20 protein-coding genes and 1 tRNA gene are annotated in these 24415 nt (G+C 63.0%); 14 read left to right on the top strand and 7 right to left on the bottom strand.

All coding sequences use genetic code 11. The features are described 5' to 3' along the window. The first annotated feature begins 1 nt into the window (after position 1). From EYV96_RS08095 to EYV96_RS08085, 3 genes are all read left to right on the top strand, one after another. Positions 2–736, top strand: a complete 735-nt coding sequence (locus EYV96_RS08095; RefSeq protein WP_131151547.1) for a cytochrome c1 — start codon at positions 2–4, stop codon at positions 734–736. 72 nt (positions 737–808) lie between these two features. Next, the gene (locus tag EYV96_RS08090; RefSeq protein WP_131150919.1) at positions 809–1432 is read left to right on the top strand and encodes a glutathione S-transferase N-terminal domain-containing protein; all 624 of its coding nucleotides are present in this window, start codon (positions 809–811) and stop codon (positions 1430–1432) included. Between the two features lie 240 nt (positions 1433–1672). After that, positions 1673–2101, top strand: a complete 429-nt coding sequence (locus EYV96_RS08085; protein ID WP_131151546.1) for a ClpXP protease specificity-enhancing factor — start codon at positions 1673–1675, stop codon at positions 2099–2101. A gap of 183 nt (positions 2102–2284) precedes the next feature. Here EYV96_RS08085 and EYV96_RS08080 read toward each other — a convergent pair whose 3' ends face one another. The 4 genes from EYV96_RS08080 to EYV96_RS08065 form a co-directional block, all read right to left on the bottom strand. Further along, positions 2285–2683, bottom strand: a complete 399-nt coding sequence (locus EYV96_RS08080) for a DUF3301 domain-containing protein (RefSeq protein ID WP_131150918.1) — start codon at positions 2681–2683, stop codon at positions 2285–2287. Between the two features lie 48 nt (positions 2684–2731). After that, complete coding sequence (gene nadC, locus EYV96_RS08075) at positions 2732–3574, bottom strand: carboxylating nicotinate-nucleotide diphosphorylase (protein ID WP_240732372.1); 843 nt, start codon at positions 3572–3574, stop codon at positions 2732–2734. 14 nt (positions 3575–3588) lie between these two features. Continuing rightward, positions 3589–5844: a DUF1631 domain-containing protein gene (locus EYV96_RS08070; protein WP_131150916.1), complete on the bottom strand. Its 2256-nt coding sequence runs from the start codon at positions 5842–5844 to the stop codon at positions 3589–3591. A gap of 166 nt (positions 5845–6010) precedes the next feature. Further along, positions 6011–6283, bottom strand: coding sequence for a Trm112 family protein (locus EYV96_RS08065; RefSeq protein ID WP_131150915.1), 273 nt, complete (start codon positions 6281–6283; stop codon positions 6011–6013). Between the two features lie 62 nt (positions 6284–6345). Here EYV96_RS08065 and purE point away from each other — a divergent pair, with 62 nt between their 5' ends. Beyond that, positions 6346–6849 (top strand): 5-(carboxyamino)imidazole ribonucleotide mutase, encoded by a 504-nt coding sequence (gene purE, locus EYV96_RS08060; RefSeq protein ID WP_131150914.1) that lies wholly within the window; start codon positions 6346–6348, stop codon positions 6847–6849. Next, positions 6846–8003 (top strand): 5-(carboxyamino)imidazole ribonucleotide synthase, encoded by a 1158-nt coding sequence (locus tag EYV96_RS08055; RefSeq protein ID WP_131150913.1) that lies wholly within the window; start codon positions 6846–6848, stop codon positions 8001–8003. Before purE ends, EYV96_RS08055 begins: the two co-directional genes overlap by 4 nt. 122 nt (positions 8004–8125) lie before the next feature. On the opposite strand, the gene sodB is transcribed toward EYV96_RS08055, so the two are convergent. Continuing rightward, positions 8126–8704 carry a superoxide dismutase [Fe] gene (gene sodB, locus EYV96_RS08050; RefSeq protein WP_131150912.1) on the bottom strand — a complete coding sequence of 193 codons (579 nt, stop codon included), beginning with the start codon at positions 8702–8704 and terminating at the stop codon, positions 8126–8128. A gap of 125 nt (positions 8705–8829) precedes the next feature. Here sodB and grxD point away from each other — a divergent pair, with 125 nt between their 5' ends. The 7 genes from grxD to EYV96_RS08015 all read left to right on the top strand — a co-directional run bounded on the left by grxD (position 8830) and on the right by EYV96_RS08015 (position 18047). Next, entirely contained in the window at positions 8830–9156 is a 327-nt protein-coding gene (gene grxD / locus EYV96_RS08045; RefSeq protein ID WP_131150911.1) for a Grx4 family monothiol glutaredoxin, read from the top strand. After that, positions 9153–9920, top strand: a complete 768-nt coding sequence (locus tag EYV96_RS08040) for an SDR family NAD(P)-dependent oxidoreductase (RefSeq protein ID WP_131150910.1) — start codon at positions 9153–9155, stop codon at positions 9918–9920. The genes grxD and EYV96_RS08040 overlap by 4 nt, the downstream gene beginning before the upstream one ends. A 59-nt stretch (positions 9921–9979) precedes the next feature. After that, positions 9980–10579 carry a YhgN family NAAT transporter gene (locus EYV96_RS08035; RefSeq protein ID WP_131150909.1) on the top strand — a complete coding sequence of 200 codons (600 nt, stop codon included), beginning with the start codon at positions 9980–9982 and terminating at the stop codon, positions 10577–10579. Positions 10580–10705: 126 nt separating this feature from the next. Beyond that, positions 10706–12430: a bifunctional ornithine lipid synthase OlsF gene (gene olsF / locus EYV96_RS08030; protein WP_131150908.1), complete on the top strand. Its 1725-nt coding sequence runs from the start codon at positions 10706–10708 to the stop codon at positions 12428–12430. Positions 12431–12842: 412 nt separating this feature from the next. Further along, entirely contained in the window at positions 12843–16136 is a 3294-nt protein-coding gene (locus tag EYV96_RS08025; RefSeq protein ID WP_131150907.1) for a TonB-dependent receptor, read from the top strand. A gap of 356 nt (positions 16137–16492) precedes the next feature. After that, positions 16493–17896 carry a nucleotide 5'-monophosphate nucleosidase PpnN gene (ppnN, locus tag EYV96_RS08020; protein ID WP_131150906.1) on the top strand — a complete coding sequence of 468 codons (1404 nt, stop codon included), beginning with the start codon at positions 16493–16495 and terminating at the stop codon, positions 17894–17896. A gap of 74 nt (positions 17897–17970) precedes the next feature. Next, positions 17971–18047 (top strand) — tRNA-Asn (locus EYV96_RS08015). A gap of 1557 nt (positions 18048–19604) precedes the next feature. On the opposite strand, the gene EYV96_RS08005 is transcribed toward EYV96_RS08015, so the two are convergent. Continuing rightward, positions 19605–20270, bottom strand: coding sequence for a glutathione S-transferase family protein (locus tag EYV96_RS08005; protein WP_131150904.1), 666 nt, complete (start codon positions 20268–20270; stop codon positions 19605–19607). A gap of 117 nt (positions 20271–20387) precedes the next feature. Here EYV96_RS08005 and EYV96_RS08000 point away from each other — a divergent pair, with 117 nt between their 5' ends. Further along, positions 20388–20954: an Lrp/AsnC family transcriptional regulator gene (locus EYV96_RS08000; protein WP_131150903.1), complete on the top strand. Its 567-nt coding sequence runs from the start codon at positions 20388–20390 to the stop codon at positions 20952–20954. A gap of 243 nt (positions 20955–21197) precedes the next feature. On the opposite strand, the gene EYV96_RS07995 is transcribed toward EYV96_RS08000, so the two are convergent. Then, entirely contained in the window at positions 21198–22289 is a 1092-nt protein-coding gene (locus EYV96_RS07995) for an alpha/beta fold hydrolase (protein ID WP_240732371.1), read from the bottom strand. A 183-nt stretch (positions 22290–22472) separates the two neighbouring features. Between EYV96_RS07995 and EYV96_RS07990 the strand changes: the two genes are divergently transcribed. Next, positions 22473–24245 carry a UDP-N-acetylglucosamine--peptide N-acetylglucosaminyltransferase SPINDLY family protein gene (locus EYV96_RS07990; protein ID WP_131150902.1) on the top strand — a complete coding sequence of 591 codons (1773 nt, stop codon included), beginning with the start codon at positions 22473–22475 and terminating at the stop codon, positions 24243–24245. Positions 24246–24415: the final 170 nt, after the last annotated feature.

The following is a 24415-nucleotide window of genomic DNA, read 5'->3' as shown; positions in this document are numbered from 1 at the left end:
GATGAAGCGATATATCACCTCTCTCGCCCTTGCCGTCGGCCTTCTGGCCGGCAGCGCCAACGTCATGGCGAACGAGGAAGGCGGACTGCCTTCGGCCAACACCAACGTCGCCGACAAGGCGTCGCTGCAGCGTGGTGCGAAGCTGTTCTTCAACTACTGCGTGGGCTGCCACTCGCTGAAGTACGTGCGCTATTCGCGCATCGCCGAAGACCTCGGCCTGAGCGAGAAGGAAGTGATGGACAACCTCAACTTCACCGGCGCCAAGTTCGGTGAGGCCGTGGTGTCCCACATGCCGGAAGAGTCGGCCACGACGTTCTTCGGCAAGGCACCGCCGGATCTCTCGCTGGAAGTGCGCGCCAAGGGTGCGGACTGGGTGAACGCGTACCTCAACTCGTTCTATCTGGATCCGAGCCGCCCGGTGGGCTGGAACAATACCGTATTCCCGAACGCCTCCATGCCCAATCCGCTGTGGGAACTGCAGGGCCTGCAGGTCGCTCACATGGGCAAGGAAGGTGGTGAGGAAGTGGTTGAGAAGCTCGAGCTCTCGCAGCCCGGCAAGCTCACCCCGGCCCAGTTCCAGCAGGCTACCCGTGACCTGACCACGTTCCTGGAATACGCTGCCGAGCCGGCCGCACTCCAGCGCCAGAAGTACGGCATTTGGGTGCTGTTGTTCCTGGCGGGCTTTACCTTCCTGGCATACATGCTAAAGAAGGAATACTGGAAGGACGTCCACTAAAGACGTCGCTCCGTAGTCAACATGCGGCGGCCCTGGGCCGCCGCATGTACATTGTCGATGGGGAGACAGCGCATGGTCCAAAGCGCACGTTCGCGATCCGTACTCACCCTCTATAGCACCGCCGACGACGTGCAAAGTCACCGCACGAGGCTGGTACTGGCGGCAAAGGGCGTCACCTACGACCGGGTGATCGTCGATCCGAACAAACCGCCCGAGGACCTTATCGACCTCAATCCCTACGGTGGAACACCCACCCTGGTGGATCGCGATCTGACGCTGTATGGACCATCCGTCGTCTGTGAGTACCTGGACGAACGCTACCCGCACCCCCCGCTGATGCCAATCGATCCGCTGTCGCGCGCGCGCCTGCGCCTGGCCTCACTCCGCGTGGAAATGGACTGGCTGCCCGAACTGGACGCGATCAGGAGCGGCTCCCGAACCGCCGATGCCTCCCGCAAACGCCTGCGCGATCATCTGCTTTCCTCACTACCGCTGTTCAAAGCCGCCCGGTTTTTCCTGAATGCGGAGATGAGCCTGGCCGACTGCCTGGTGGCGCCGGTCATATGGCGGTTGCCCTGGCTCGGCGTGGATCTCGGGCGTGAGGGCAAGCCGATTCTCGACTACGGTGAGCGGTTGTTCCACAGCCAGGGATTCTCGCGCAGTCTCACGCCCGAAGAACGGGCCATGCGGCCCTAGGATGCGTCGCTGCGGTGCACTGATGCTTCCCGGGGGCCATGACGTGAAGGTCAAAGCGTGCTGGAATGCCCGAGTCAGGCGCACGACGTAATAGCAAGGACGAGTAGAGCCTCCGAAACATGGCCGCCCGGACGGGGTGGATCGCCCAAGGCGATGCGCCCGATCAACGAAGGTGCGGCAGGCAAGTCAAGCAGATCAGGAACGGCTCTCGAAATGAGCAACAACGAAAAACACGTACCCATGACCTCCAACCGCCCCTACCTCCTTCGGGCGATCTACGACTGGATCACCGACAACAACCTCACGCCTTATGTTCTGGTGGATGCTGCGCGCGAAGGCGTGCGTGTGCCGCCGCAGGTGGTAAAGAACGGCCAGGTCGTCCTCAACCTCGCCATGCGTGCGGTCGCCAATCTCGACCTCGGCAACGAATGGATCAGTTTTCAGGCGCGCTTCTCGGGCGTGAGCCACGCCATCCTGATTCCCGTCCAGGCCGTGCTGGCGCTGTACGCGCAGGAGAATGGCCAGGGCATGATGTTCCCGGCTGACGAGGGTGGTGATACGCCGCCGCCAACGCCGGAGCCGCCGGACGATCAAGGGCCGGGCAGCGATGGTGAGGAGTCAGGCGAGAAGCCCAAGCGCGGTGCGCCCTTCCTTCGTGTGGTGAAGTAATTCCGAGGCTTCAGGCCTTCTCTCCCAAGGAGAGGAGGTCGTTTGAAGTGCGAGAGGGGTGGTGGGTTGTAGTGGGACCGGAAGTTCGGCGCCTCGCCCACGCCCCGGGGCCGCTGCCGTACACATCTGCGCATCCCACCCACTTGCGTACCCGGGTCGGCCTCACGGTGCCACGGAATCCACTCAGTGAAGTCGCCGCGTGTCGTCCGGCAGTTCGCCCAGGCGGCGGAACGGAACGACGTTGCTGCCGGTCTCGCTGCCCTCCGCCGTGCGCGTCTCAATCGTCGGCAAGCTCACGCCGGTGAGTTGGCCGCCAGCGAACCAGATACGTCCCGGCTCCCGATCGTTGCCGTCGATGCTGACTTCGAACGCATAGCCGCGTTCGAAGACGCGCTGGCCGTCCAGCTTGCGTAGCCGAATGCCTCGCAGGCCAACGGTCTCGTCGAGCAACTGCAGCCCATGGCGTTCGCACTGGCGTCGGGCCTCGGCAATGGCCAGCTCGCGCAGGCGACTCATCTTGAGCCACAGCCCGGTGATGGCGGCCAGGACGATCAGCCAGATCAGGTCGGAATACTTTCCCATGCGCCGAGTGTGTGGTCGGGCAGGGCGGCCTGCAAGGCCGCCGACCCATCAGTCGAGCTGGAGCCGCAGCGACAGGTCCACGGCGCGGACGTGCTTGGTCAGCGCGCCCACTGAGATGTAGTCCACTCCCGTTTCGGCGTAAGCGCGAATCGTGGTCAGGTCGACATTGCCCGACACTTCAAGCGCGGTCCGCCCTGCTGTGACACGGACGGCTTCGTGCATGGTCGGAATATCGAAATTGTCGAGCATGACGCGGTCGACGCCCGCCTCCAGCGCCTGGTTCAACTCGTCGAGATTCTCCACCTCGACTTCCAGGAGCAGCGTCGGATGCAGGCGCCGCGCCTGCGCAACGGCCGCCGCGATACCCCCCGCCGCCATGATGTGGTTTTCCTTCACCAGGATGGCGTCGTACAGACCCACGCGATGGTTATGACCACCGCCGCAGCGAACCGCGTACTTTTGTGCGAGGCGCAGGCCCGGCACGGTCTTGCGCGTATCGAGCACTTTGACACCCGTGCCTTCGACGGCAGCGACGTAGGTGGCCGTTGCGGTCGCGGTGCCTGACAGCAGCTGGAGGAAGTTAAGCGCCGAACGCTCGGCCGTCACCATCGCGCGCGCGTTGCCGCGCAATTCGCAAATAACGCTGCCGGCCCGCGCGCGCATGCCGTCTTCGAGCGACCAGCGAATGTCGATGGTCGGATCGAGTCGGCGAAAGCACGCGTCGAACCAGGGAATGCCTGCCATCACGGCATCCTCGCGACATGTCAGTCGAGCATGCGCGACGCCGTCGGCGGGCAGAAGCGTGGCTGTGGCGTCGCCGGTGCCGATATCTTCGGCGAAGGCGCGTTCGACATCCGCCTGCACGAGGTCAGCGGGCAGTGGGGCAAGCATCGATTGGGAAGTCATCAAGGAGCGGGCGCGGGGGCCGTTACGGGTTGGCTGAGGCGACCGACAATAGCGTCCAGCGCGCGATCGAACAACGCCGTGGATTCGAGAACACGGGCCCGTTGCTTCACCAGCTCGTTGGCCAGTTCCTGCGGCGCGTAGTCCGCCACCTTCAGGCCGCGACGATTGACGAAGAGATAGCGGCCGCTCATGGGGCTGATCCACGACAGCTTGGCGCGCTCGATGGTGTCGCCGCCCGTGACGAACTCCAGCCAGATACCCGGCTTCAGGTCGAGCACCAGACGCAGCTCCGGCGAAGCTTCCATCTGCTGCGGCTCAATCGGCGCCGGATCCGGCTCGGCATCGCTTTCGGCGATGGGCTGGATGTTGTCCGGGATCGGCAGCGTGGCGGCTTCTTCGGCAGCCTGCACTTCGGCGATCGGCACGGCTTCGCCGAGCTGGTGGCGATAATAAGTGTGCAACTGGGCGAGCAGACGCTCGATGTCGTTTTCCTGGAACGCGACATTGGCGAGGCCGCGACGCAGCGAGCGCTCGATACCCGGAAGCATCTGGCGCAGCGCGCGACGATCGTCCAGGCTGCGCGCAGGGCGCGTGCTGGCAATGAAGTCGTTGACGAAACGCAGCGCGTCACGGAACTCGTTGGACTCATCACCCTGGCGCAGGATGGTGAGCACCATGTAATTGGCCCACGCGCGCGACAGGATGCCGTGGATCAGTGGCGGCAGCGAGTGATCGCCGATTCGCGTGAGGATTTCGCGCGCGGCGCGACGGCGCGCCTGGTCGAGCTTTTCGCGGCCGCGGGTGGACTCGGCCACGCGCTGCTCGGCGAGCTCGGCGCGACGGCGGCTGAGGTCCTGGAATTCCTGAAGTTCGATGTTGAGGCGATCGAAGATGCCCAGGTCGTCGTCGAATTCCTGCAGCAGGGCGTCGACGATGACCTTGATCTTGTCGTGCAGGCGATGATCGCGATCGGCTTCCGGCGACCAGGCCTTGGCGGCATCGGCAAGATTGTCGAGCAGGCGGCGAGCCGGATGCTGGCGATGCGCGAACAGGCGACGATCAAGAATCGCAGCCTTGAGATAGGGGATCTGCAGGCGCGCGAGCATCACCTGCATTTCGGTCGGCAGGTTGCGGTCTTCGAGGATGAACTCGAACAGCATGCCGACGAGATCGATGGTGTCCTCGTCCATCGTGGCAACCTGGCCCGGCCGTTCGCCGCGCAGGGAGCCAATCTGTGAGAGCAATTGCTCCTTGAGGTGCACCACTTCCTGCAGCACGTTAGCGGTGGGCTGCGGGCCGCGCGGCGGCAGCGGGGCGACCGTGGCCGCCTGGCTTTGCAGCACGCTCAGCGCGCCGATCAGTTCATTGACCGTGGGCACCTGCAGCGGGCCGCCAACGGGCAGGTTCTCCGGCATGCCGCCACGGCGCGCGCTGAACAGCGTGCGCAGCGTCTGCAGCAATTCGTTGGACGCGCCATCGTCGGCCAGCGGCATGGACGCGTTCGCCGAGCCTTCGGACGCGGTGGCACCTCCGGCGGGCGCGCCACCACTGCGCTGAACCTCGTGGCGAAGCTGCGGCAACACGCCGGCATTGATCAGTTCCGCATTGATCTCCTGGTACATCTCATCCAGCGAGGCCAGCACGTAACGATCGAACAGCTTGTAGATGATGAGTTTGACGCGCATCTCCGCCGACAGTTCGCGCATCGCCTGGCGGAACGCCTGGGTCAGCGCGGCGGGTGCCACCGGGTTGATGGCGTCGTCAACGCGCGTGCCGCCGTAGATCACCGAAAGGCGCTGGTTCACCGCGAACAGATCGCGGGTCAGGCGCGTTTCGTTCTTGCCGATCATGCTGGTGATCGCAAGCGATTCTTCCAGCTCGTTGTCGGCAACGAGGGTCAGCTCGACCGAGCCGATCGGCAGCGGCACGCCCGAAGGCGAGGTGCGCTGCTGCGAACTGAACTCGGCCAGCCCGCGCGCGACGTAGGTGATGAACTGGCGCTCGATGGCGGGGCGGCGCTTTCGCACCTCACGCATGCCGTCGAAGTAATGCATCTGCGCGGCATTGTTCTCGGCCTTCTCGGCGAGATCGAACAGGGCGTCATCGACGTGTTCGAACATGCCGTTGACGAGGAGCTGCAGACGGCGGGATGCGATGTCGCGTACGGTGTTCAAAAGGGCGCCACCGCGCTCGCTGGAGGGGTCCAGGCGCTGGCTAAGGCTCACGATGTTTGAAGGCTCACTGGCGTCTTTCATCGCCACACCCCTGAAGTGCTGCCAACGCGCGATGCCGGCCTACTGGCCGCATGGGCAAAAAGATACGCGAAAACCGGGCGCCATGTCATTCGCCAAAAGGCTATGAACGCCGACTGGATCACATTTGTTACGGTTGGGCCGGATGCGTCGAAAGTCCGGCGTAAGTTCACGCGGCGGCGGGAAAATCGCGCAGCTGCGTCGTGCCGATGCCTTCCTCGGGCAGCATTACCGGAATGCCGTCCTCGATGCGGTAAATGACCTTGCGGTCCACCGTGATCAGGCCCTCGCCGATCGATGCCTTGACCGGGCTGCCGGCGACCGTGTCGACCTGACCCTGGGCGATGGCGCCGTTGACGGCGTCCAGTTCGTTCTTGCCGAGCAGGCGAACGGGGGTCTTGCTGACCGGGCAGCACAGGATGTCGAGGAGGCGCTTGTCCATACGGCGGATCGTTCTGGTGACGCTGAAAGTCCGTACAATAGCCCCTTTTGGATGGCCGGACCATGACTTCGACAGCCAAGCCGCCCAAGGTCGGCGTTGTAATGGGCTCCCGTTCCGACTGGGAAACGATGGAGCACGCCTCGAACGTGCTGAACGAACTGGGCGTACCCCATGAAGTTCAGGTCGTCTCCGCCCATCGCACCCCGGATTTGCTGTTCCAGTACGCCGAAGAGGCGGTGGCGCGCGGGATCGAGGTGATCATCGCCGGTGCCGGTGGTGCCGCCCATCTGCCGGGCATGCTGGCGGCCAAGACCCGATTGCCGGTGTTTGGCGTGCCGGTGCAGTCCAAGGCCCTCAATGGCATGGATTCGCTGCTGTCGATCGCGCAGATGCCCGCCGGTATCCCGGTGGGCACCCTGGCCATCGGTCGTGCCGGTGCGGTCAATGCCGGGCTTCTGGCCACCGCGGTCCTGGCCCTGCATGACGCCGGTCTCGCCGATGCGCTGGACGCCTACCGCAGTCGTCAGACCCAGACCGTCCTCGCCAATCCGGATCCTCGCCAGTGAACGATCGTCGTCAGCCCGTCCTGGGCATTCTGGGCGGCGGTCAGCTGGCTCGCATGCTGGCCCTGGCGGCCGCGCCGCTGGGCGTGCGCGCCCTGGTCGTCGATAGCGCCGCCGATGCCTGTGCCGGGCAGGTCGCTGAACTGGTCAAGGCGGACTGGACCGATTACGCCGCGCTGGAGGCTTTTGCCGGGCAGGTCGACGTCGTCACCTTCGACTTCGAGAACGTGCCGGCTGACACCGCGCACTGGCTGGCCAAGCGGGTCGCCGTGTTCCCGGCACCGCGCGCGCTGGCCGTCGCCCAGGATCGCCTGGCCGAGAAGACGCTTTTTCGCGAATGCGGCCTGCAAACGCCGGATTTCAAGGCGATCGACACCCGCGCCGAACTCGACGAGGCATTGGCCCTGATCGGTGCCCCGGCGATCCTCAAGACGCGTCGCCTGGGCTACGACGGCAAGGGCCAGTTCCGCATCCGCAGCCTGGCCGACGCCGATGCGGCGTGGGCGGCGCTGGGTGCGCAGGCTTCGGCCCATGGCCTGATCCTGGAAGCCTTCGTACCGTTCGAGCGCGAGCTGTCGGTGATTGCCGTGCGCGGCCGCCATGGTGAATTCCGCACCTGGCCGCTGACCCAGAACTGGCATACCGATGGTGTGCTTTCGCTGAGCCTGGCGCCCGCGCCGGACGTCGGCGCGCTGCAGGATCGCGCCACCGAGCTGGCCCGCACGCTGGCGGAGAAGCTCGACTACGTCGGCGTGTTCGCGCTGGAGTTGTTCGTCAAGAACGGTGAGTTGCTGGGCAACGAGATGGCTCCGCGCGTACACAACTCCGGCCACTGGACCATCGAAGGCGCAGTCACCAGTCAGTTCGAGAATCACGTGCGCGCGGTGATCGGCTTGCCCTTGGGTGATACGTCGGCGCGTGGCCTGTCGGCCATGTTCAACTGGATCGGCGAATTGCCCGATGCCGACCCCGTGCTCGAAGCCGTCGACGCCCACTGGCATGACTACGGCAAGCAGCCGCGCCCAGGTCGCAAGGTCGGGCACGCCACGGTCTGCGCACCGAACGCCTCGGTGCTGATGGAGCGACTGGGCGGCATAGCGCACGCCCTGGGCCGCGATCAGCAAGTGGATGCCGCATTGCGAGCCGTCGCCAAGTAAGCATTCGCCAGCTTGCGACCACAAAAAAAGCGAGGCATTACGCCTCGCTTTTTTTAGTCAGGATGACGGGAGGGGGCGGTTTTCTGAGCGTTTCCCGTTCCCCCGTTACCTGTTCACTGCCTTCAGGCCAGGTTCTTGGCCGCGAAGTCCCAGTTCACCAGATTCCAGAACGCTTCGATGTACTTCGGGCGAGCGTTGCGGTAATCGATGTAGTAGGCGTGTTCCCACACATCGCAGGTGAACAGCGGCTTGTCGCTGCCGGTGATCGGCGTGGCGGCGTTGGAGGTGTTCACGATGCCGAGCGAGCCGTCCGGACGCTGCACCAGCCAGGTCCAGCCCGAGCCGAAGTTGCCGACGGCCGACTTGGTGAATTCTTCCTTGAACTTCTCGAAGGAACCGAAGGCCTTGGTGATGGCATCGGCCAGCTTGCCGCTGGGCTCGCCGCCGCCCTTGGGGCTCAGGGAGTTCCAGTAGAAGGTGTGGTTCCAGATCTGGGCGGCATTGTTGAACACGCCACCGGACGACTTCTTGATGATGTCTTCCAGCGCAGCGCCTTCGAACTCGGTGCCCTTGATGAGGTTGTTGAGGTTGGTCACATAGGCCTGGTGGTGCTTGCCGTAGTGATACTCCAGCGTTTCGGCCGAAATGTGAGGCTCAAGCGCGTTCTTTTCGTAAGGAAGGGCGGGGAGTTCGATCGCCATGGTTCTGGCTCCTTGGGCGTTGGCTAAAGGAAGGGGGGAGTCGGGATCGAGGCCGCCGGGCGGCGGCCGATGCTCGACTGATACACTACGCATCCGACTGCATTGTAATGATGAATACCCCAGCTATGGACGTTAACGAGCGAATCAAGGCGGTGCTTGCCGAGCATCCCATCGTGCTTTTCATGAAAGGCACGCCGCAATTCCCCATGTGCGGCTTCTCCGCGCGTGCGGCGCAGGCACTGAAGGAGGCCAATGCCAGCTTCCATGCCGTCAACGTCCTGGCCGATCCGGAATTCCGTGCGGCATTGCCGCATTACGCCAACTGGCCCACGTTTCCCCAACTTTTCATCCAGGGCGAATTGATGGGTGGCTGCGACATCGTCGAAGACCTCAAGGTCTCCGGTGAACTGGCGCGCATGGTGGTTGACGTCAACGGAGCAGCGCAGGCATGAATCTTCCCCTCGTCAACCTTCCCGCTGGCTGGTCGCTGGCGCAGGGCTCGCTGGCCGGTCGCGTCATCATCGTCACGGGTGCCTACGGTGGCCTGGGCACGTCGGTGGCTCGCGCGGTAGCCCAGGCGGGCGCGACGGTGATCATCACCGGCAAGCGCAAGCGTCAGCTCGAGCAGCTCTACGATCAGATGGTCGCCGACGGTCTTCCGGAGCCGGTCATCCATCCGCTCGACATGGAGGCGGCAACGCCCAACGACTACCAGGCGATTGCCGACGGCGTGGCGCGTGATTTCGGTCGCCTTGACGGCATCGTGCATACCGCCGCCAGTTTCAACGGCCTCACGCCGATCGCCATGCACAAGCCCGATGACTGGCTGCGCGCCCTGCACGTGAATGTGTCCGCGCCTTTCGCGCTGACCCAGGCCTGCATGCCGTTGCTGATGAAGTCGCCGGCGAGTTCGGTGGTCTTCGTGCTGGACGATCCCGCGCTGGTGAGCAAGGCGCACTGGGGTGCGTATGGCGTGTCGAAGGGCGCGCTGGAGCGCTTCGTCGAGATCCTGCATCAGGAAACCGAAAACAGCCTCATGCGTGTGCACGCACTGTTGCCTGCGCCGATGCGCACGGCCCTGCGTCGTTCGGCCTACTTCGGCGAAGACACCAGCAAGCAGCCGTTGCCCGATGCGACGGCCGACGCGGCGGTCTACCTGCTCGGCGACGACGGTGCCGCAGCGCGTGGTGCCGTGCTCGACCTGCGTCAGGCATAAGCGGATGGGTCACGTAAGTTCGAACCGCGCATGCCGGGGGGCATGACATGCAGACGCAGATGACTACGTTGTCCGCAGCGATCCTGCTGTTTCTCATCATGGATCCGCTCGGCAATATCCCGATCTTCCTGAGCCTGCTCAAGGATGTCGCGCCCAAGCGCCGTCGCCGCGTCATGGTGCGCGAACTGTTGATCGCGCTGGGCGTGCTGGTGGGCTTCCTTATCGGCGGCCAGCACATCCTCAAGCTGCTGCAACTGCGGCAGGAATCGATCAGCATCGCCGGCGGCATCGTGCTGTTCCTGATCGGTATCCGCATGGTGTTTCCGCCGGCGGATGGCGGCGGCATTTTCGGCAAGCAAGGGGAGGGCGAGCCCTTCATTGTGCCGATGGCGATCCCCGGCGTCGCCGGGCCGTCCGCCATGGCGGCGTTGCTGTTGCTCACGAATACCGAACCCGGTCGTACCGCGGATTGGGCCATCGCGCTGTTGGGTGCGTGGCTGGCAACGTCGGTGATTCTGTTGTGTTCGACCTACCTGTTCCGCTGGTTGGGTGAAAGCGTTCTCACTGCGCTTGAGCGCGTGATGGGTATGCTACTTATCGCATTGTCCGTGCAGATGTTTCTGGGTGGTGTGGCGGCTTACCTTCATCTGGCCATTTGATGCGCCAGAACGGGGCGGTCGTTTGAAACGCAGCTGTTTCGGCAGGCTTTTCGGGGACTGCCCTTTGTCGATCACCTTGCTGTCATAATCCGCAGCGAGCATGGGTGAAGTCATAAGGAGACGATCATGCTAAGCGTCGAGAAGACTCTCAATGAGCGTCTGCCATGGCTGGCACAGCACCCAGGCGTCATGCGCCCTCTGGCCGGCGTGCTGGGCAAACTTGCCGACGAGCAGGGTTTCAACCGGATCCTTCATCGGCTTGCCGATGCCGAGGGCTTTGATTTCGTCGAGCGCTCGCTGGAACTGCTTGGGACGAGCTATTACGTCAATCCGCGTGAACGGGAGAACATTCCCGTAGAAGGCGGCGTCCTCATCGTCGCCAACCATCCACTCGGGTTCCAGGACGCGCTGACCTTGCTTCAGTTGGTCGGTTCCGTGCGCAGCGATGTGCGCATGCTTGGCAATGAATGGCTTAGCGCGGTTCCCCAGATGGATCGCCTGCTGCTGCCCGTCGACGTGTTCGGTAAGGGCGCGGCGTCGCGCATGCGTGAGATCTATCGCGCACTGGAGCGCGGCGAGGCGTTGATCATTTTCCCTGCCGGCGAAGTCTCGCGCGTCCGCGCTGATGGCGTGCGCGACGGTCGCTGGTCTGATGGCTTTGCACGCATTGCCGCGAAAACCAACACGCCGGTGCTGCCCATCCATGTGGCGGCGCGCAACTCGGCCATGTTCTATGGCCTGTCGATGCTCGCCAAGCCGTTGAGCACCGCCATGCTGCCGCGTGAAGCGGTGGCGCCTTCGAAGCGTCGCGTGGGCTTCAGCGTTGGCGCGCTGGTGAGCGCGGAAGAACTCGGGCAGCGCAGCGGTGGTTCGTCCGAGCAGGCCGCCAAGCTGATGCGACGTCACGTGTATCGCGTGGGCCGTCGTCGCGGCCTGATCTTTGGTGGCCAGGTGCCGGTGGCGCATCCGGAGCCGACCGAGCGGGTGGCCGCGGAGCTTGCAACGCACGCCGAAAAACTGGCCGACCTCAACGACGGCAAGCAGATTTACCTCTTGCAAGGTACGTCGAACAGTACGGTGCTGCGTGAGATCGGCCGCCTGCGCGAACTGACGTTCCGCAAGGTGGGCGAGGGCACCAATGCGCGCCGCGACCTCGATATCTACGACACGCATTACGAGCACCTGGTGCTGTGGGATCCCAAGGCGCTGCGCATCGTGGGGTCGTATCGCTTCGGCCACGGCGGTCGCCTGATCAACGAGCGCGGCATGTCGGCGCTCTACACCTCCAGCCTGTTCAATTATTCGCCGGCGCTGGAATCACGCCTGGCGCAGGGCCTGGAGCTGGGGCGCAGCTTCATCGCGCCGGCTTACTGGCGTTCGCGTGCGCTCGACCAGCTGTGGCAGGGCATCGGCCTGTACCTGCAGCGGCATCGCGAGCTGCGGTACCTGTTCGGCCCCGTCAGCATGTCGGTGAGCATTCCGCGCGAAGCGCGTGAATGGATCGCCGCGGCGCATAAGCACTACTTCGGCGCACCTGGCCTGGCGGCCGCGCGCCAGCCGTTTGTCATCTCGCCGGACGTCATCGACATGGTGCGTCACGCGCTGGAGGGCCTTGATCCGGCTGCCGGCCTCGGCAAGTTGAAGCATCACCTCGATGCGTTGGGTGTCAGCCTGCCGGTGCTCTATCGCCAGTATGTGGACCTGGTTGAGCCGGAAGGCGTGCAGTTCCTGGACTTCGGCGAAGACCCCAGCTTCTCCGGCTGCGTCGACGGCCTGGTCATGCTGGATCTTGCGAATCTCAAGCCGGCCAAGCGCTCCCGCTATCTCGGAAAAGGCCCGCAAGAATCTTAAGGCGGCTCAGATACTTCCTGCGATTGTTAACGAAATGGACGGGTCCGAAAGGGCCCGTTTCTGTGTCAGCCTGTCTCAGGGCAGGTGCGAAGCGAACCCTACCTGTGAGCCCAACTGGCTGTTTTCACATCGCTTAACGGAGTACCAGTCGGTGACCTCGGAAAAATTCCGAGATAAAAACGACGTGAAACCGTTACAGAAGTGTCATACAATACCGTTAAAGTCCGCTTAACACTTTGTTGGCAGGCGGGGCGGTCTCGCCGCAGAAGTTGCAGGACATTTAGTAAGAACTTCCCGGGGAAATCACAATTCCGGTGCTCCTTGCGTGCCTGGTTCAAGCCGGGCACCGGCACGTTTTTTTGATTTCTGCCTACCGATTTTTTCTAAGTTGCGTGCCCAAGGGGTCGATCAAGTGAATAGCCGAATTCGTGCAAAAGTCTTGCCGTATGCCATTGCGTCACTACTGGTGATGTCCGTGCCCGCGATCGCTCAGGACACGTCGTCCTCGATCAGCGGCCGCATCGTTGACGCCAACGGCCAGCCGGTTGCTGGCGCCTCCGTGCAGATCGTGCACGAGCCGACCGGCACCACGAAGTCCACCACCACCGATGCCAACGGTCGCTACGCTGCGCAGGGTCTGCGCGTGGGCGGTCCGTTCGACGTGAAGGTGGACAAGGACGGTCAGCACAGCGAACAGAGCAACGTCTATCTGCAGCTCGCGCAGGACACCGCCGTCAACCTGACCGTCGGTGCATCTGCTGCCAACGCGCAGAACCTGGCTGGCGTGACCGTGTCGGCCAACTCGCTGTCGCAGACCTTCACGCCCGACAACAAGGGCATCAGCACCAACATCTCGCAGCGTGAGCTGGAAGCCACCCCGACCCCGGGCCGCTCGATCCAGAACATCGTGCGTCTCGATCCGCGCGTTGTCGTTACCGACCGTTCGCGTGGCGAAATCTCGGCCGTCGGCCAGAACAGCCGCTACAACAACATCACCGTTGACTCGGTCTCGGCGAACGATCCGTTCGGCCTGAACGCCAACGGCCTGCCGACGCTCGGTACGCCGATCTCGCAGGACACGATCCAGGAATACAACATCTCGACCGCCAACTATGACGTCGCCACGCGTCGCGGTCTGGGTGCCACGGTCAACGCCGTGACGAAGAGCGGCACCAACCAGTTCCACGGTTCGGTGTACTACGCCTTCCAGAACGACGACATGATCGGCAAGAACGAGAATGACGTTAAGTACAACGGTTTCTCGCGCCAGTGGACCGGCGGCGGCACCGTTGGCGGCCCGATCATCAAGGACAAGCTGTTCTTCTTCGCTTCGGTGGAAAAGAGCGTGCAGGTCGCTGCCGGTAGCCCGTACGGCCCGCAGGATTCGGGCGCTGCTGCCCCGATCGCCGGCCTGACCCAGGCCCAGGTCGATGCCATCCGCCAGGTCGCTGCCACCAAGTGGGGCCTGACCGATCTCGGTAACGTCGGTGGCGGTAACGCCAACCTGGAAGACAAGCGCTACCTCGGCAAAATCGACTGGAACATCACCGACAACCACCGCGCCAGCTTCACCTACAGCCAGACCAAGGAAAACAAGCCGATCATCACGGGCAGCAACACCAAGCTCGTGCTGTCCAGCGGCTGGTACAAGACCAACGTCGACAGCAAGAGCTACGCGCTGCACTTCTACGACGACTGGTCCGACATCTTCTCGACCGACACCACGCTGTCGTACGCCAACTTCAACCAGAGCCGCGGCCCGTACAACGGCGTGCCGATGCCTGACATCACCGTGTACCCGGTCAACTTCGGTGGCCCGGCGGTGGAGTTCGGTACGGAATACTCGAGCCAGGCCAACGTGCTGAAGGTCAAGACCTTCAACGCTGCGTGGGCCGGTACGTTCTACCTCGGCGACCACACCGTGAAGGGTGGTTTCGACTTCGAGCGTAACGAGTACTACAACCTCTTCATCCAGAACCTGTACGGCAGCTACATCTTCGAAGACCTCAGCACCCTTCCGGGTCAGACGGGTCTGCAGAACTTTGCCAACGGTTACTACTACAGCTACCGCTACAACCGTCCGTCGGACGGTCTGAGCCTGGCTGACACCGCTGCTGCCTACAACCTGAACCAGTGGGGCATCTTCCTGCAGGATACCTGGCAGGTGAACAACCACCTGTCGGTTCAGTACGGCTTCCGCGTCGACATCCCGCTGATGAGCGACAAGCCGATCTACAACCCGACCTACGCCGCTGCGTACGGCCGCACGAACCAGACCACGATCAACGGCAATCGCGTCATCCAGCCGCGTCTGTCGTTCAACTACAACTTCGACACCGAGCACATGACCCAGCTGCGCGGTGGCGCGGGCCTGTTCGTGTCGAACACCCCTGGCGTGTGGATCGGCAACATCTTCTCCAACTCCGGCATGACCCAGCAGCAGTACTACTGCGGCCCGGGCGGCACGGCGCCGTGTAAGTTCAACTGGCCGAACGCCAACCTGCCGGCCTTCAGCCCGGATCCGAACGACCAGAACAGCGGCAAGTCGGGCCAGATGTCGGTCAACACGATCTCGCCGGGCTTCCAGATTCCGACGGCATGGAAGATCTCCTTGGGCTTCGACAAGGAGCTGCCGTGGTACGGCCTGATCGCGACGGTTGATTACCAGCACATCAAGCAGCGCGACGCCATCCTGTACCAGATGCAGAACCTGGGCGCCCCGACCGGCGTTACGCCGGACGGCCGCAACTCGTACTACAAGCGTCTTGACCTGGATCCGCGCGCTTCGGGCAATGCCATCAAGGCGAATGCCAATCCGGCCTTCGGCGACGTCATCAATCTGGCCAACACCAGCCGCGGCAAGGCCGACAGCCTGACCCTCGCGCTGAAGAAGCCGTTTGCTGATGACTGGTCCGCCTCGATGGGTGTGACCTGGAGCCGCTCGACGGAAGTCAACCCGGGCACCTCCAGCGTCGCCCTGTCGAACTGGCGCTACAACCAGGTCTACAACGCCAACGAAAACGTCGCCAGCGTGTCGAACTACTCGATCCCGCTGCGCGTGATCGCCGGCCTGAACTGGCAGCATCGCTTCTTCGGCGACTACGCCACCAGCGCCAGCATCTTCTACGACGGCCACTCGGGTTCGCCGTATAGCTGGACCTTCGGCAACGACGCCAATGGCGACGGCTACGTCAACGACCTCGTCTTCATTCCGAAGCCGGGTCAGGTTGAGTTCCGTCCGGGTACGTCGCAGGCTCTGATTGACCAGTTCTACAGCTACATCCAGAGCAACGATTACCTGAAGGATCACGCCGGTGGCGTGGCCAGCCGTAACGGTGACCGCGCGCGTTGGATCAACCAGATCGACCTGAGCTTCAGCCAGGAAATCCCGGGCATCTTCCCGGGCAACAAGGGCATCATCCGCCTTGACGTCTACAACTTCACGAACATGCTCAACAAGAAGTGGGGCATCGAGAAGCGCAATCCGTTCTCCAACAACGGCCGCTACCTCGCCGACTACTACGGCGTGGATCCGACCACCGGCAAGTACATCTACGACATCACCTGCGGTGGCAAGCCGGCGTCGTGCGCGAACTACATCACCAACGGCAACTACAAGCCGAAGGACGTGCCGACGTACATCAACAACAACGACGACCTCGCCCAGCGCTGGTCGATCCTGTTGACCCTGAAGTACACCTTCTAAGCATCCCTGCTTCGAAGACGCTTCAAAGGACCGGCGCCCTCAGGGGCGCCGGTTTTTTTTGTGGCCGCTGCTGAACGGCGCCCGGAGCCGCAAGATGCTGCGCGCACGCAGTTGCTTGATGCAAAAGGCCCTTTATGGCAACATCCTCAGGCTCAACTTGTGGCGCGCAAGGCGCCAGGGACTCCCACGGGCGGAGTCACAAGGACAAGCCATCGGCGAAAGGCTGGCCCCGATTACAGGGCGCCGGCCTTTTTTATGGGGAGGTTGACCGACCTCAACCCGCGGAGTGAAGCTATTCGGCCGCCCCTGACTCGGGCGGCGTATTGCCACGGACTGACGTGGCCGAAGGAGATTCGATGAGCGTTTTCCAGCCAGGTTCCACCGGCAAGCAGGCCACCGTGAGCGCGCGTATTTCGCCCGCCGGCGGTCTGGATATTCTTTCCCGCAACGAAGTGGTGCGCCTGCGCGACGCCAGTGGTTCGGGCCTGCACGCCTTGCTGCGCCGCTGCGCGCTGGCCGTGCTGACCTCGGGCAACATCAGTGACGACCCGCGCTCGATGTTCGAGCAGTACCCCGACTTCGACATCCAGGTGCTGCAGCAGGATCGCGGCATCAAGATCGAGCTGAGCCACGCGCCGGCCCAGGCTTTCGTGGATGGCCAGATCATCCGCGGTATCAACGAGCTGCTCGTGGCCGTGGTGCGCGACATCGTCTACGTGTCGACGCAGCTGGAGCAGGGCGGTTTCGATCTCGACGATTCGGTCGGCATCACCCACGCCGTGTTCGAGATCCTGCGCAACGCGCGCATCCTCAAGGCCCAGGTCGATCCGAACCTGGTGGTCTGCTGGGGTGGCCACTCGATCTCGCGCGAGGAATACGACTACACCAAGCAGGTGGGTTACCAGCTCGGCCTGCGCAGCCTCGACATCTGCACGGGTTGCGGCCCGGGCGCCATGAAGGGCCCGATGAAGGGCGCCACCATCGCCCACGCCAAGCAGCGTCGCCGCAACAACCGCTACATCGGCATCACCGAGCCGGGCATCATCGCCGCCGAGTCGCCGAACCCGATCGTCAACAACTTGGTGATCATGCCGGACATCGAGAAGCGCCTCGAAGCCTTCGTGCGCGTCGGCCACGGCATCATCGTGTTCCCGGGCGGCGTCGGTACGGCCGAAGAGATCCTGTACCTCCTCGGCATCCTGCTGCACCCGGACAACGCCGGCATTCCGTTCCCGCTGATCTTCACGGGTCCGAGCCAGAGCGCGGCGTACTTCGAGCAGATCGACCGCTTCCTGCGCCTCACGCTGGGCGACAGCGTCGCGCAGCACTACCAGATCATCGTCGACAACCCGGCCGCCGTGGCGCACGCCATGGTCAAGGGCATCGACAAGGTGCGCAACCACCGCCTGGACAACAAGGACGCGTTCTTCTTCAACTGGGCCCTCAGCATCCCGCATCAGTTCCAGGTGCCGTTCCGCCCGACGCACGAAAACATGCGCGGTCTCGCCATCCACCGCGACCGCCCGCGCCACGAACTCGCCGCCGACCTGCGTCGCGCCTTCTCGGGCATCGTCGCCGGCAACGTGAAGGAAGAGGGCGTGCGCGCCATTGAAAAGCACGGCCCGTTCGAGATCGACGGCGACGCCGACGTCATGACCTCCCTGGATGAGCTCCTCAAGGCCTTCGTCGTCCAGCACCGCATGAAGCTCCCCGGCGGCACTGCGTACGTCCCGTGCTACAAGGTGATCACGCAGGGCTGATTTCCGCGTGAAAAACCATGGCCGGACGTCTTGACAGCCGCCCGGCCATTCCCCAAACTATGCAGCTCACCCCCGCCCGAATAGCTCAGCTGGTTAGAGCACTTGACTGTTAATCAGGGGGTCGTTGGTTCGAGTCCAACTTCGGGCGCCAAATTTAAAGGGTCTACCTCCGGGTAGGCCCTTTTTGTTTTTCAACACATTTTCAACGCCAGCGGAATGACATGCCTCGAAGCTGCGTCATTGCTGGGCTTCGGCGAAAAGAGCCCACTTGACGGCGAATGCTGCTGCCATTGGCGACGCACTCAGTCAGGGCAAAAAAAGAGCCGCCAGAATCAGGCGGCTCTCGGTCATCACTGGTGCTGAATGACAGTCAGCTATGGGTCGAAAGCGGACATTAGCAGGGGTCACGGCCCCCAGTAGTCGAACCTGAAAACTACGCCGTGTGGGATTTCGAAGGTGATCGACCCACCGCATTCGATTGTGTGCCTTCCCGGCTCGATGGGGGCGACCTCTCCAATCCGGTGACCCCACACTTGACCATCCACCTTCATCGGGCCACAGCTTCCCCCGTTGTCGTCAACGACCGCTAGGTAGGTCTTTCCATCGGGCGATGGACCGATGGAACCTCGAAGTGGACGTTCCGAACAGGCAGCGAGAAGCGCCGTCGTTGCCACTGCTAACGCTGCAAATCGCATCGCCCTACCTCCATGTGATGCAAGTGTCCGCTATGGGTTGAAAGCGGACGTTTCCGATCCTAGTGCTTTCGTGAGATCGGATGTCCAAGCTTGGCCAAGATCGCCGAGGCAACGGTAATGAGCAGCCAGAGGGCGATGAAAGCCCCTGCGAAGCGTAATGGAGTCGTGAACCAAGCGCCGATGCCACTCGTAGGCGCTAGCTGCCCGATCGCCCATTCTGCTATGAGGGCAAGAGCGAAAAGAGAGCCGCAGATGATCCCTGTGGGCGTCAATGTCGCCTTCGGCATTCGTCTATCCCCTTCATTGTCCAATGACATTATCGAAGCGGATTTCGGACGTCCGCTCCGGGTCGAAAGCGCACCTTACAGGAACTCATCTTAGCCATGCGCCGGTCGGTCCGGGCAGAAGTGCCATCGGTTAACTTGCGGGAGGATGGATTACCTGGTGTAAAGATAGACGACCAACGACGCAGGACTGCTGCTCAGATCATCAAGTGTGTGAAAAACTGAGGGCGCTAAGCCATTGAACTGACGTGACCGTTGCGTTGACTGTCAATCAGGGGGCGTTGGTTCGAGTCCAACTTCGGGCGCCATATACTGCAAAGGGCTGCGAGCAATCGCGGCCCTTTGCTTTTGTCCATCATTCGGGCTTCTGTCTTTTATTCGTTCCCACCGGTGTCACCGCAGTTGGCTTGCACACCGGTTTCGGTACGGGCTGAACATCCCGGTCGTGCTGGCCAGGGGTGCCAGGGGTGCTTGCGGCTTATTCTGGAAAGGTCCGCTTGCGACCCAATGTCGAACCCTGCGGCGCAGAGAACCCTCTCGGGTCATTGGGTGCGGGCCATCCCGTCGCCAATGCCAAGGCACAGCCTCAACGACATGACAGCTCCTTCCATTGTGCCCGTGGCTCTGTTGTCCTGCTCGTCGCATTCGGACTGGAGCGTTGCCGACGGAACTTGCACCATCCGCCGTAGCAGGTCGTGATTGGTGATGTAGCCATGCAGGCACAACAATTCAAACCATGGCGACGGCATCGATCCCTCCCGGATGGGCTGGTTGCGGTTGGTCGATGGTGTTCCCGGAAAATTGGGTGGCCATCATGGATGGTCTGGCGCAGAGTTGCCGGTACCAGGCGGACAGTCGCGGGCGCCCTGGCTGGAAGTCATGGACGCGACGAAACTCGACCCAACTGAGGGCGCAGGCCAGCGCGATGTCGCCGACATCCAGGGTGTCGTGGTCCTGGACATAGTCTTCCAGGTAATCGCAGGTCGCGATCACCTTCTGGAGCTGACCTTCGAGCATCGTTGGCCACCTCAAGGCTTCGGGGCGTCGTGTCGATTCCCATCTGGCTGCGATGCCAGCGTCGGCCAATCCCGTCGCCACGGCTTGGTTGCGCAGGGCCTGAAAGCGCCGTGATCGCTCGGAAGGAATGAGCATGGGCCGGTCATGCAGGCCATCGAGGTATTCGCAGATGACGCTGGAGTCGAACAGTACTGTCCCGTCATCGCATACCAGCACCGGCACCTTGCCTAGCGGATTGAGCGCGAATACGTCCCCGTTGCGGTGGACTGGACTGGTCTCGTGGTGGATGACTTCGATGCGTTCGGCCATCCCGGCTTCGTGGGCGAACACCAGAACCTTGCGTGCGTACGGCGAGTGCGATTGGTAGAGCAGCTTCATAGGTGATGCCATCAGGTGACGAGTGCAGGCCATGCTAGAGTTCCGGCACGCGGCCTGACCGCGACTTGGGGCGGCTTGGCGAGCGTTTTCCCCGCTTACATAGGAATCTGCGCGCAGATGACCAGCGAACTGGACAAACCCGATCGTCGAATCCTGGCCATCATCCAGAAGGATGCACGTCGATCAGCCGAGCTGATCGGTTCGGACGTTGGCTTGTCCGCTTCCGCCGTGCAGCGGCGCATCGTTAGGATGCGCGAGGAGGGTGTCATCCTGGCGGAGGTCGCGCTGGTCGACCCCAAACAGGCCGGCATGCCGCTGACCATGATTGTCGACGTCGAAGTCGAGCGTGAGCGGCCGGAGCTCCTGGCAAGCCTGAAGCTATGGATCGCCAGCGAGCCCTGCATACAGGAAGCGTGGTATGTCACCGGCGCCGGTGATTATGTACTGATCATAGTGGCGCGGGACGTCGAGGACTTCGAGGCCTTGATGCAGCGCATGGTGACGGAGAACGCCAATGTGCGCCGCTTCCAAACCAGGGTTGCCCTGAGCACGCTCAAGCGCGGCATGTTCGTGCCGCTCGATCCGCCGGCGGAGCCAGGCATGCACGCGTCGAATGCACTGCGGCGGAAAAAGGAGGCATCTTCGCCGGCCATCAATCGAAGTCGGAGAGGCAGATCATTGTAATTGGAGAGGGCGAAACTTCGAGGCCGCGAACATGCGGATGGCTTGCTTCCACTCGGCATCGAGCGTCACTTTCAGGAATGATTGACCGGGCATGCCAAGCAATGCAGGGTCAGGGGCTACGCAAGGCCGACCTGTTGCGTCTGCTCACGCGCGACTTAACCGGGCCAGGTTCACTTCATGTGCGTGGGAAGTGAACCTGGTTCATGCAAGCCTCGCTTCTTCAAGCTTCGGTCCGGGGCTTTGTCATTTGTCGTGAACCAACGGAAGCACCCGCTCGCGCAACACCTTGTACTCCGCATCCACGACGTCCTGATTCGGATCATGCCCGGCGCGATCCAGCAACACCCAGCCCTTGTCCGGTGCGGTGATGGCGTCGTAATAGCGTCGCGCCAGTTCAGGGGGCGCTAGCAGATCATGTGCGCCCTCGACGAAGTACACCGGGATGGCGAAGTCGGTGCCGAGTTTGGGCAAGTCGACTTTTGACAGCATGCCGTCGCCGTGAAGGCCGACGAAATTCAGGAAGGAATAGTCTTCGCCTGCTTCGTAGTCTGCCTCGGCTTTGGCGGTCGTATAGGCGGGTGCGCGATGCCAGGATTCGGGCGGTGGCAAGGTCACCTTCGCTTCGTACTTGCGAATGATGCGGCGCACTTTTCCGAAGCTGCGCGGATCGGTCCACGGCGGCGCGCCGACCTGGTGGAGCACGGCGAGCGAGTCCTTGTCATCGGCGTCCGTCGTCAATGCAAGGAGCTTCTTGTAGCTTTCGCTCTGCATCTCGATGGAGTTGACGACCTGCGAGGTGCCGACATACGCATAGAAAAGCTCCGGATGCGCCTTGGCCATGTGCACGGCAAGAATCGATCCCCACGAGCTGCCCCACAGGATGACCTTTCGCTTGCCGTAGCGCCGGGCCAGATACGCGGCCAGTTCGTTGCCGTCCTGGGCCATCCGTTCGATGGTGAGTTTTTCATCCGGCGCCGGCGGGTTGCGGCCGTAGGTCATGCCAGCGCCGCGCTGGTCCCATTGCACCACGATGAAGTCGCGTTGGCCGGCGCCGTAGACGCTGTCGGAGATGCCGCTGAGTGGATTGCCGGGGCCGCCACTGATGAACAGCAGGACGGGCAGGGCGCAGCTGTCCCCCTTTGCGGTCACCCATTGCTCGATGCCACCGATGACCACGAAGCCTTCGTCGTCGACCTTGGATGATTTGCCCTTGCATGAGGGCGAAAGGCTGGTTGCTTGCGCGTGCGTCTGGCGAGAGGCTTCGGCGGCCGTTGCTGTAGCGCCTAGGGCCAGTGCCACCGGCCACAAGGCCAGTGCGATCCATCGCGTCATCATCGTTCATCCCCTGAAATGGCTGGTAGATCAGCTGACTCGGACTATATCCGGTCTGACGCAGGCGCCATGTGTGGCTAGTCATGGGTTTTCGGCGGGTACGACTGGCTCTTTGTCATATGGTCGGCGTGACAGGGCCCGGGCTAGTCTCCGGCAGCCACTTCGATCCAAGACGGAGACCGGGCCATGCGCAAACTGTTGAAGTACACGGTAGTCGTCGGAGCTGGCGTGGTGCTGACCGGCTCATCGCTGGTCACATCCTTCGCATCGGACGCCCAGGCGTTCGATCCCCGGCTGCTGACGTCGGCGATGTGCGGTGGCAAAGCGGCCACTTCCGCGCTGAGGCAGCATCTGGTGCTGGCCGCGGCCATCGCCGGCCCCGTGGGCGCGACTTCGAGTGCGATGCCGCTCTTTCCCGATCTCACCGTGGCGCGCTTGCCCATTTCCACGAAGAGCGAATCGGCGCGACGCTATTTCAATCAGGGCATGCTGCTGACCTATGGGTTCAATCACGCCGGCGCCGTGCGCTCTTTTCGTGAGGCGCAGAAGCTCGATCCGCAGTGCGCGATGTGCTTGTGGGGCGAGGCGGTGGCGTTGGGGCCCAATATCAACGCGCCGATGGACGATCGGGATCGCGATGCCGCGCTGAAGGCCATGGAGCGTGCGCAGGCACTTCGCGCAAACGCCAAGCCACTGGAACAATCGTTGATCGACGCGGTGGCGCTTCGCTATTCACGCGATCCGAAAGCGGACCGCGCCGCACTCGACGTGGCCTACGCTGACGCCATGCTCGACGTCGCACGCCGCTATCCCAACGACGACGATGTCGCCGTGCTCGCCGCCGAGGCCGCCATGGACACCACGCCGTGGAACTACTGGGAAGCAGACAAGCGAACGCCGGTGGGCCGAAGCGGGGAGGCTGTCAAGCTGATTGAGACCGTTCTTGCGCGCAACCCGGATCATCTTCAGGCTGCCCATCTTTACATCCACCTGATCGAGAACAGCGCCGACCCGCGCCGCGCCGAGGCGGAGGCTGATCGCCTGGCGAAGCCGCTCGCGCCCAGCGCCGGCCATCTGGTCCATATGCCCTCGCACATCTACATGCTGACGGGGCGATACGCCGACTCGATGCGCGTCAACGTGGCGGCTGCGCGATCGGACGAGGCGCTGATTCGCAGCACGGACGATCACAGCCTCGTGCGATATGGCTACTACCCGCACAACATCCATTTCATCGTGGCGTCCGCGCAGATGGCCGGTGACATGGATACCGCCATCCGCGAGGCGCGCCGTTTGCGCGCCGTGCTCGATCCGGATACTTCGGCGCGCATCGCATGGATCCAGGCGATCGACGCGGCGCCTTTCCTTGCCATGGCCCAGTTCGCGAAGCCCGAGGCGATTCTCGCCATGCCGCCGGCGGACTCGCGTCTTCCCTATGCCCAGGCCATGCGTCTATACGCGCGAGCCGTGGCCTATGCCCAGCTCAAGGACCGGGCTGCATTCGATCGGGAGATCACGGCGCTGGTTGCGCTACGCCAGTCCGATGCGTTCGCGGCGATGATCGAGCAGGGCGTGCCGGCCCCCGATCTGCTGTCGCTGGCCGAAGCGGTTGCTCGTGGGCGATTCGCGCACGCGCAGGGCAAGTACGACGAGGCCGCAACGCATTATCGGAACGCCATCGCGTTCGAAGGCAAGATTCCTTACCAGGAGCCGCCCTACTGGTACTACCCGGTGAGCCAGTCGCTGGGCGCGGCCTTGTTCGCGGCGAAGCACTATGACGAGGCCAGCAAGGCGTTTCAGGCGGCGCTCAGGCAAACGCCCCGAAACGGTTGGGCGCTGTATGGCCTGGCGGAAAGCGAGGCTGCGCTGGGGCACGATCGCGAAGCCGCCGACGCGCGCAAGCTCATGGGCCAGGCATGGCAGGGCAACGCGGACTGGCTGCGCATGGAGCGGCTCTGATGGCGAGGGAGTGAATCTCGTGCTTCGTTAGCATCACCATCTGATGCGTCGCGATCCTGGTCGGTCGGTCAAATGCACCTCCAGGTGCACCAAAGCCTTTCCCCGGTCGGCGTTTCGGTGAGCCCGGGATGGATTCTTGGCGAAAGCGCGAATCCTCATCCCTGGCCACC

The sequence above is a fragment of the Dyella terrae genome, assembly GCF_004322705.1.
GTDB classification, from domain to species: Bacteria; Pseudomonadota; Gammaproteobacteria; order Xanthomonadales; family Rhodanobacteraceae; genus Dyella_D; species Dyella_D terrae.
This window is presented reverse-complemented; position numbering and strand designations above follow the sequence as displayed.

Bases quoted from the DNA above. Each gene is read 5' to 3' on its own strand.
- ppnN (WP_131150906.1), top strand. From the start codon at position 16,493: ATGAGCGTTTTCCAGCCAGGTTCCACCGGCAAGCAGGCCACCGTGAGC.
- EYV96_RS08065 (WP_131150915.1), bottom strand. From the start codon at position 6,283: ATGGACAAGCGCCTCCTCGACATCCTGTGCTGCCCGGTCAGCAAGACC.
- nadC (WP_240732372.1), bottom strand. From the start codon at position 3,574: ATGCTTGCCCCACTGCCCGCTGACCTCGTGCAGGCGGATGTCGAACGC.
- grxD (WP_131150911.1), top strand. From the start codon at position 8,830: ATGGACGTTAACGAGCGAATCAAGGCGGTGCTTGCCGAGCATCCCATC.
- EYV96_RS08040 (WP_131150910.1), top strand. From the start codon at position 9,153: ATGAATCTTCCCCTCGTCAACCTTCCCGCTGGCTGGTCGCTGGCGCAG.
- EYV96_RS08070 (WP_131150916.1), bottom strand. From the start codon at position 5,844: ATGAAAGACGCCAGTGAGCCTTCAAACATCGTGAGCCTTAGCCAGCGC.
- EYV96_RS08080 (WP_131150918.1), bottom strand. From the start codon at position 2,683: ATGGGAAAGTATTCCGACCTGATCTGGCTGATCGTCCTGGCCGCCATC.
- EYV96_RS08090 (WP_131150919.1), top strand. From the start codon at position 809: ATGGTCCAAAGCGCACGTTCGCGATCCGTACTCACCCTCTATAGCACC.
- purE (WP_131150914.1), top strand. From the start codon at position 6,346: ATGACTTCGACAGCCAAGCCGCCCAAGGTCGGCGTTGTAATGGGCTCC.
- EYV96_RS08085 (WP_131151546.1), top strand. From the start codon at position 1,673: ATGACCTCCAACCGCCCCTACCTCCTTCGGGCGATCTACGACTGGATC.
- sodB (WP_131150912.1), bottom strand. From the start codon at position 8,704: ATGGCGATCGAACTCCCCGCCCTTCCTTACGAAAAGAACGCGCTTGAG.
- EYV96_RS08035 (WP_131150909.1), top strand. From the start codon at position 9,980: ATGACTACGTTGTCCGCAGCGATCCTGCTGTTTCTCATCATGGATCCG.
- EYV96_RS07995 (WP_240732371.1), bottom strand. From the start codon at position 22,289: ATGATGACGCGATGGATCGCACTGGCCTTGTGGCCGGTGGCACTGGCC.
- EYV96_RS08005 (WP_131150904.1), bottom strand. From the start codon at position 20,270: ATGAAGCTGCTCTACCAATCGCACTCGCCGTACGCACGCAAGGTTCTG.
- EYV96_RS08095 (WP_131151547.1), top strand. From the start codon at position 2: ATGAAGCGATATATCACCTCTCTCGCCCTTGCCGTCGGCCTTCTGGCC.
- EYV96_RS08000 (WP_131150903.1), top strand. From the start codon at position 20,388: ATGACCAGCGAACTGGACAAACCCGATCGTCGAATCCTGGCCATCATC.
- olsF (WP_131150908.1), top strand. From the start codon at position 10,706: ATGCTAAGCGTCGAGAAGACTCTCAATGAGCGTCTGCCATGGCTGGCA.
- EYV96_RS07990 (WP_131150902.1), top strand. From the start codon at position 22,473: ATGCGCAAACTGTTGAAGTACACGGTAGTCGTCGGAGCTGGCGTGGTG.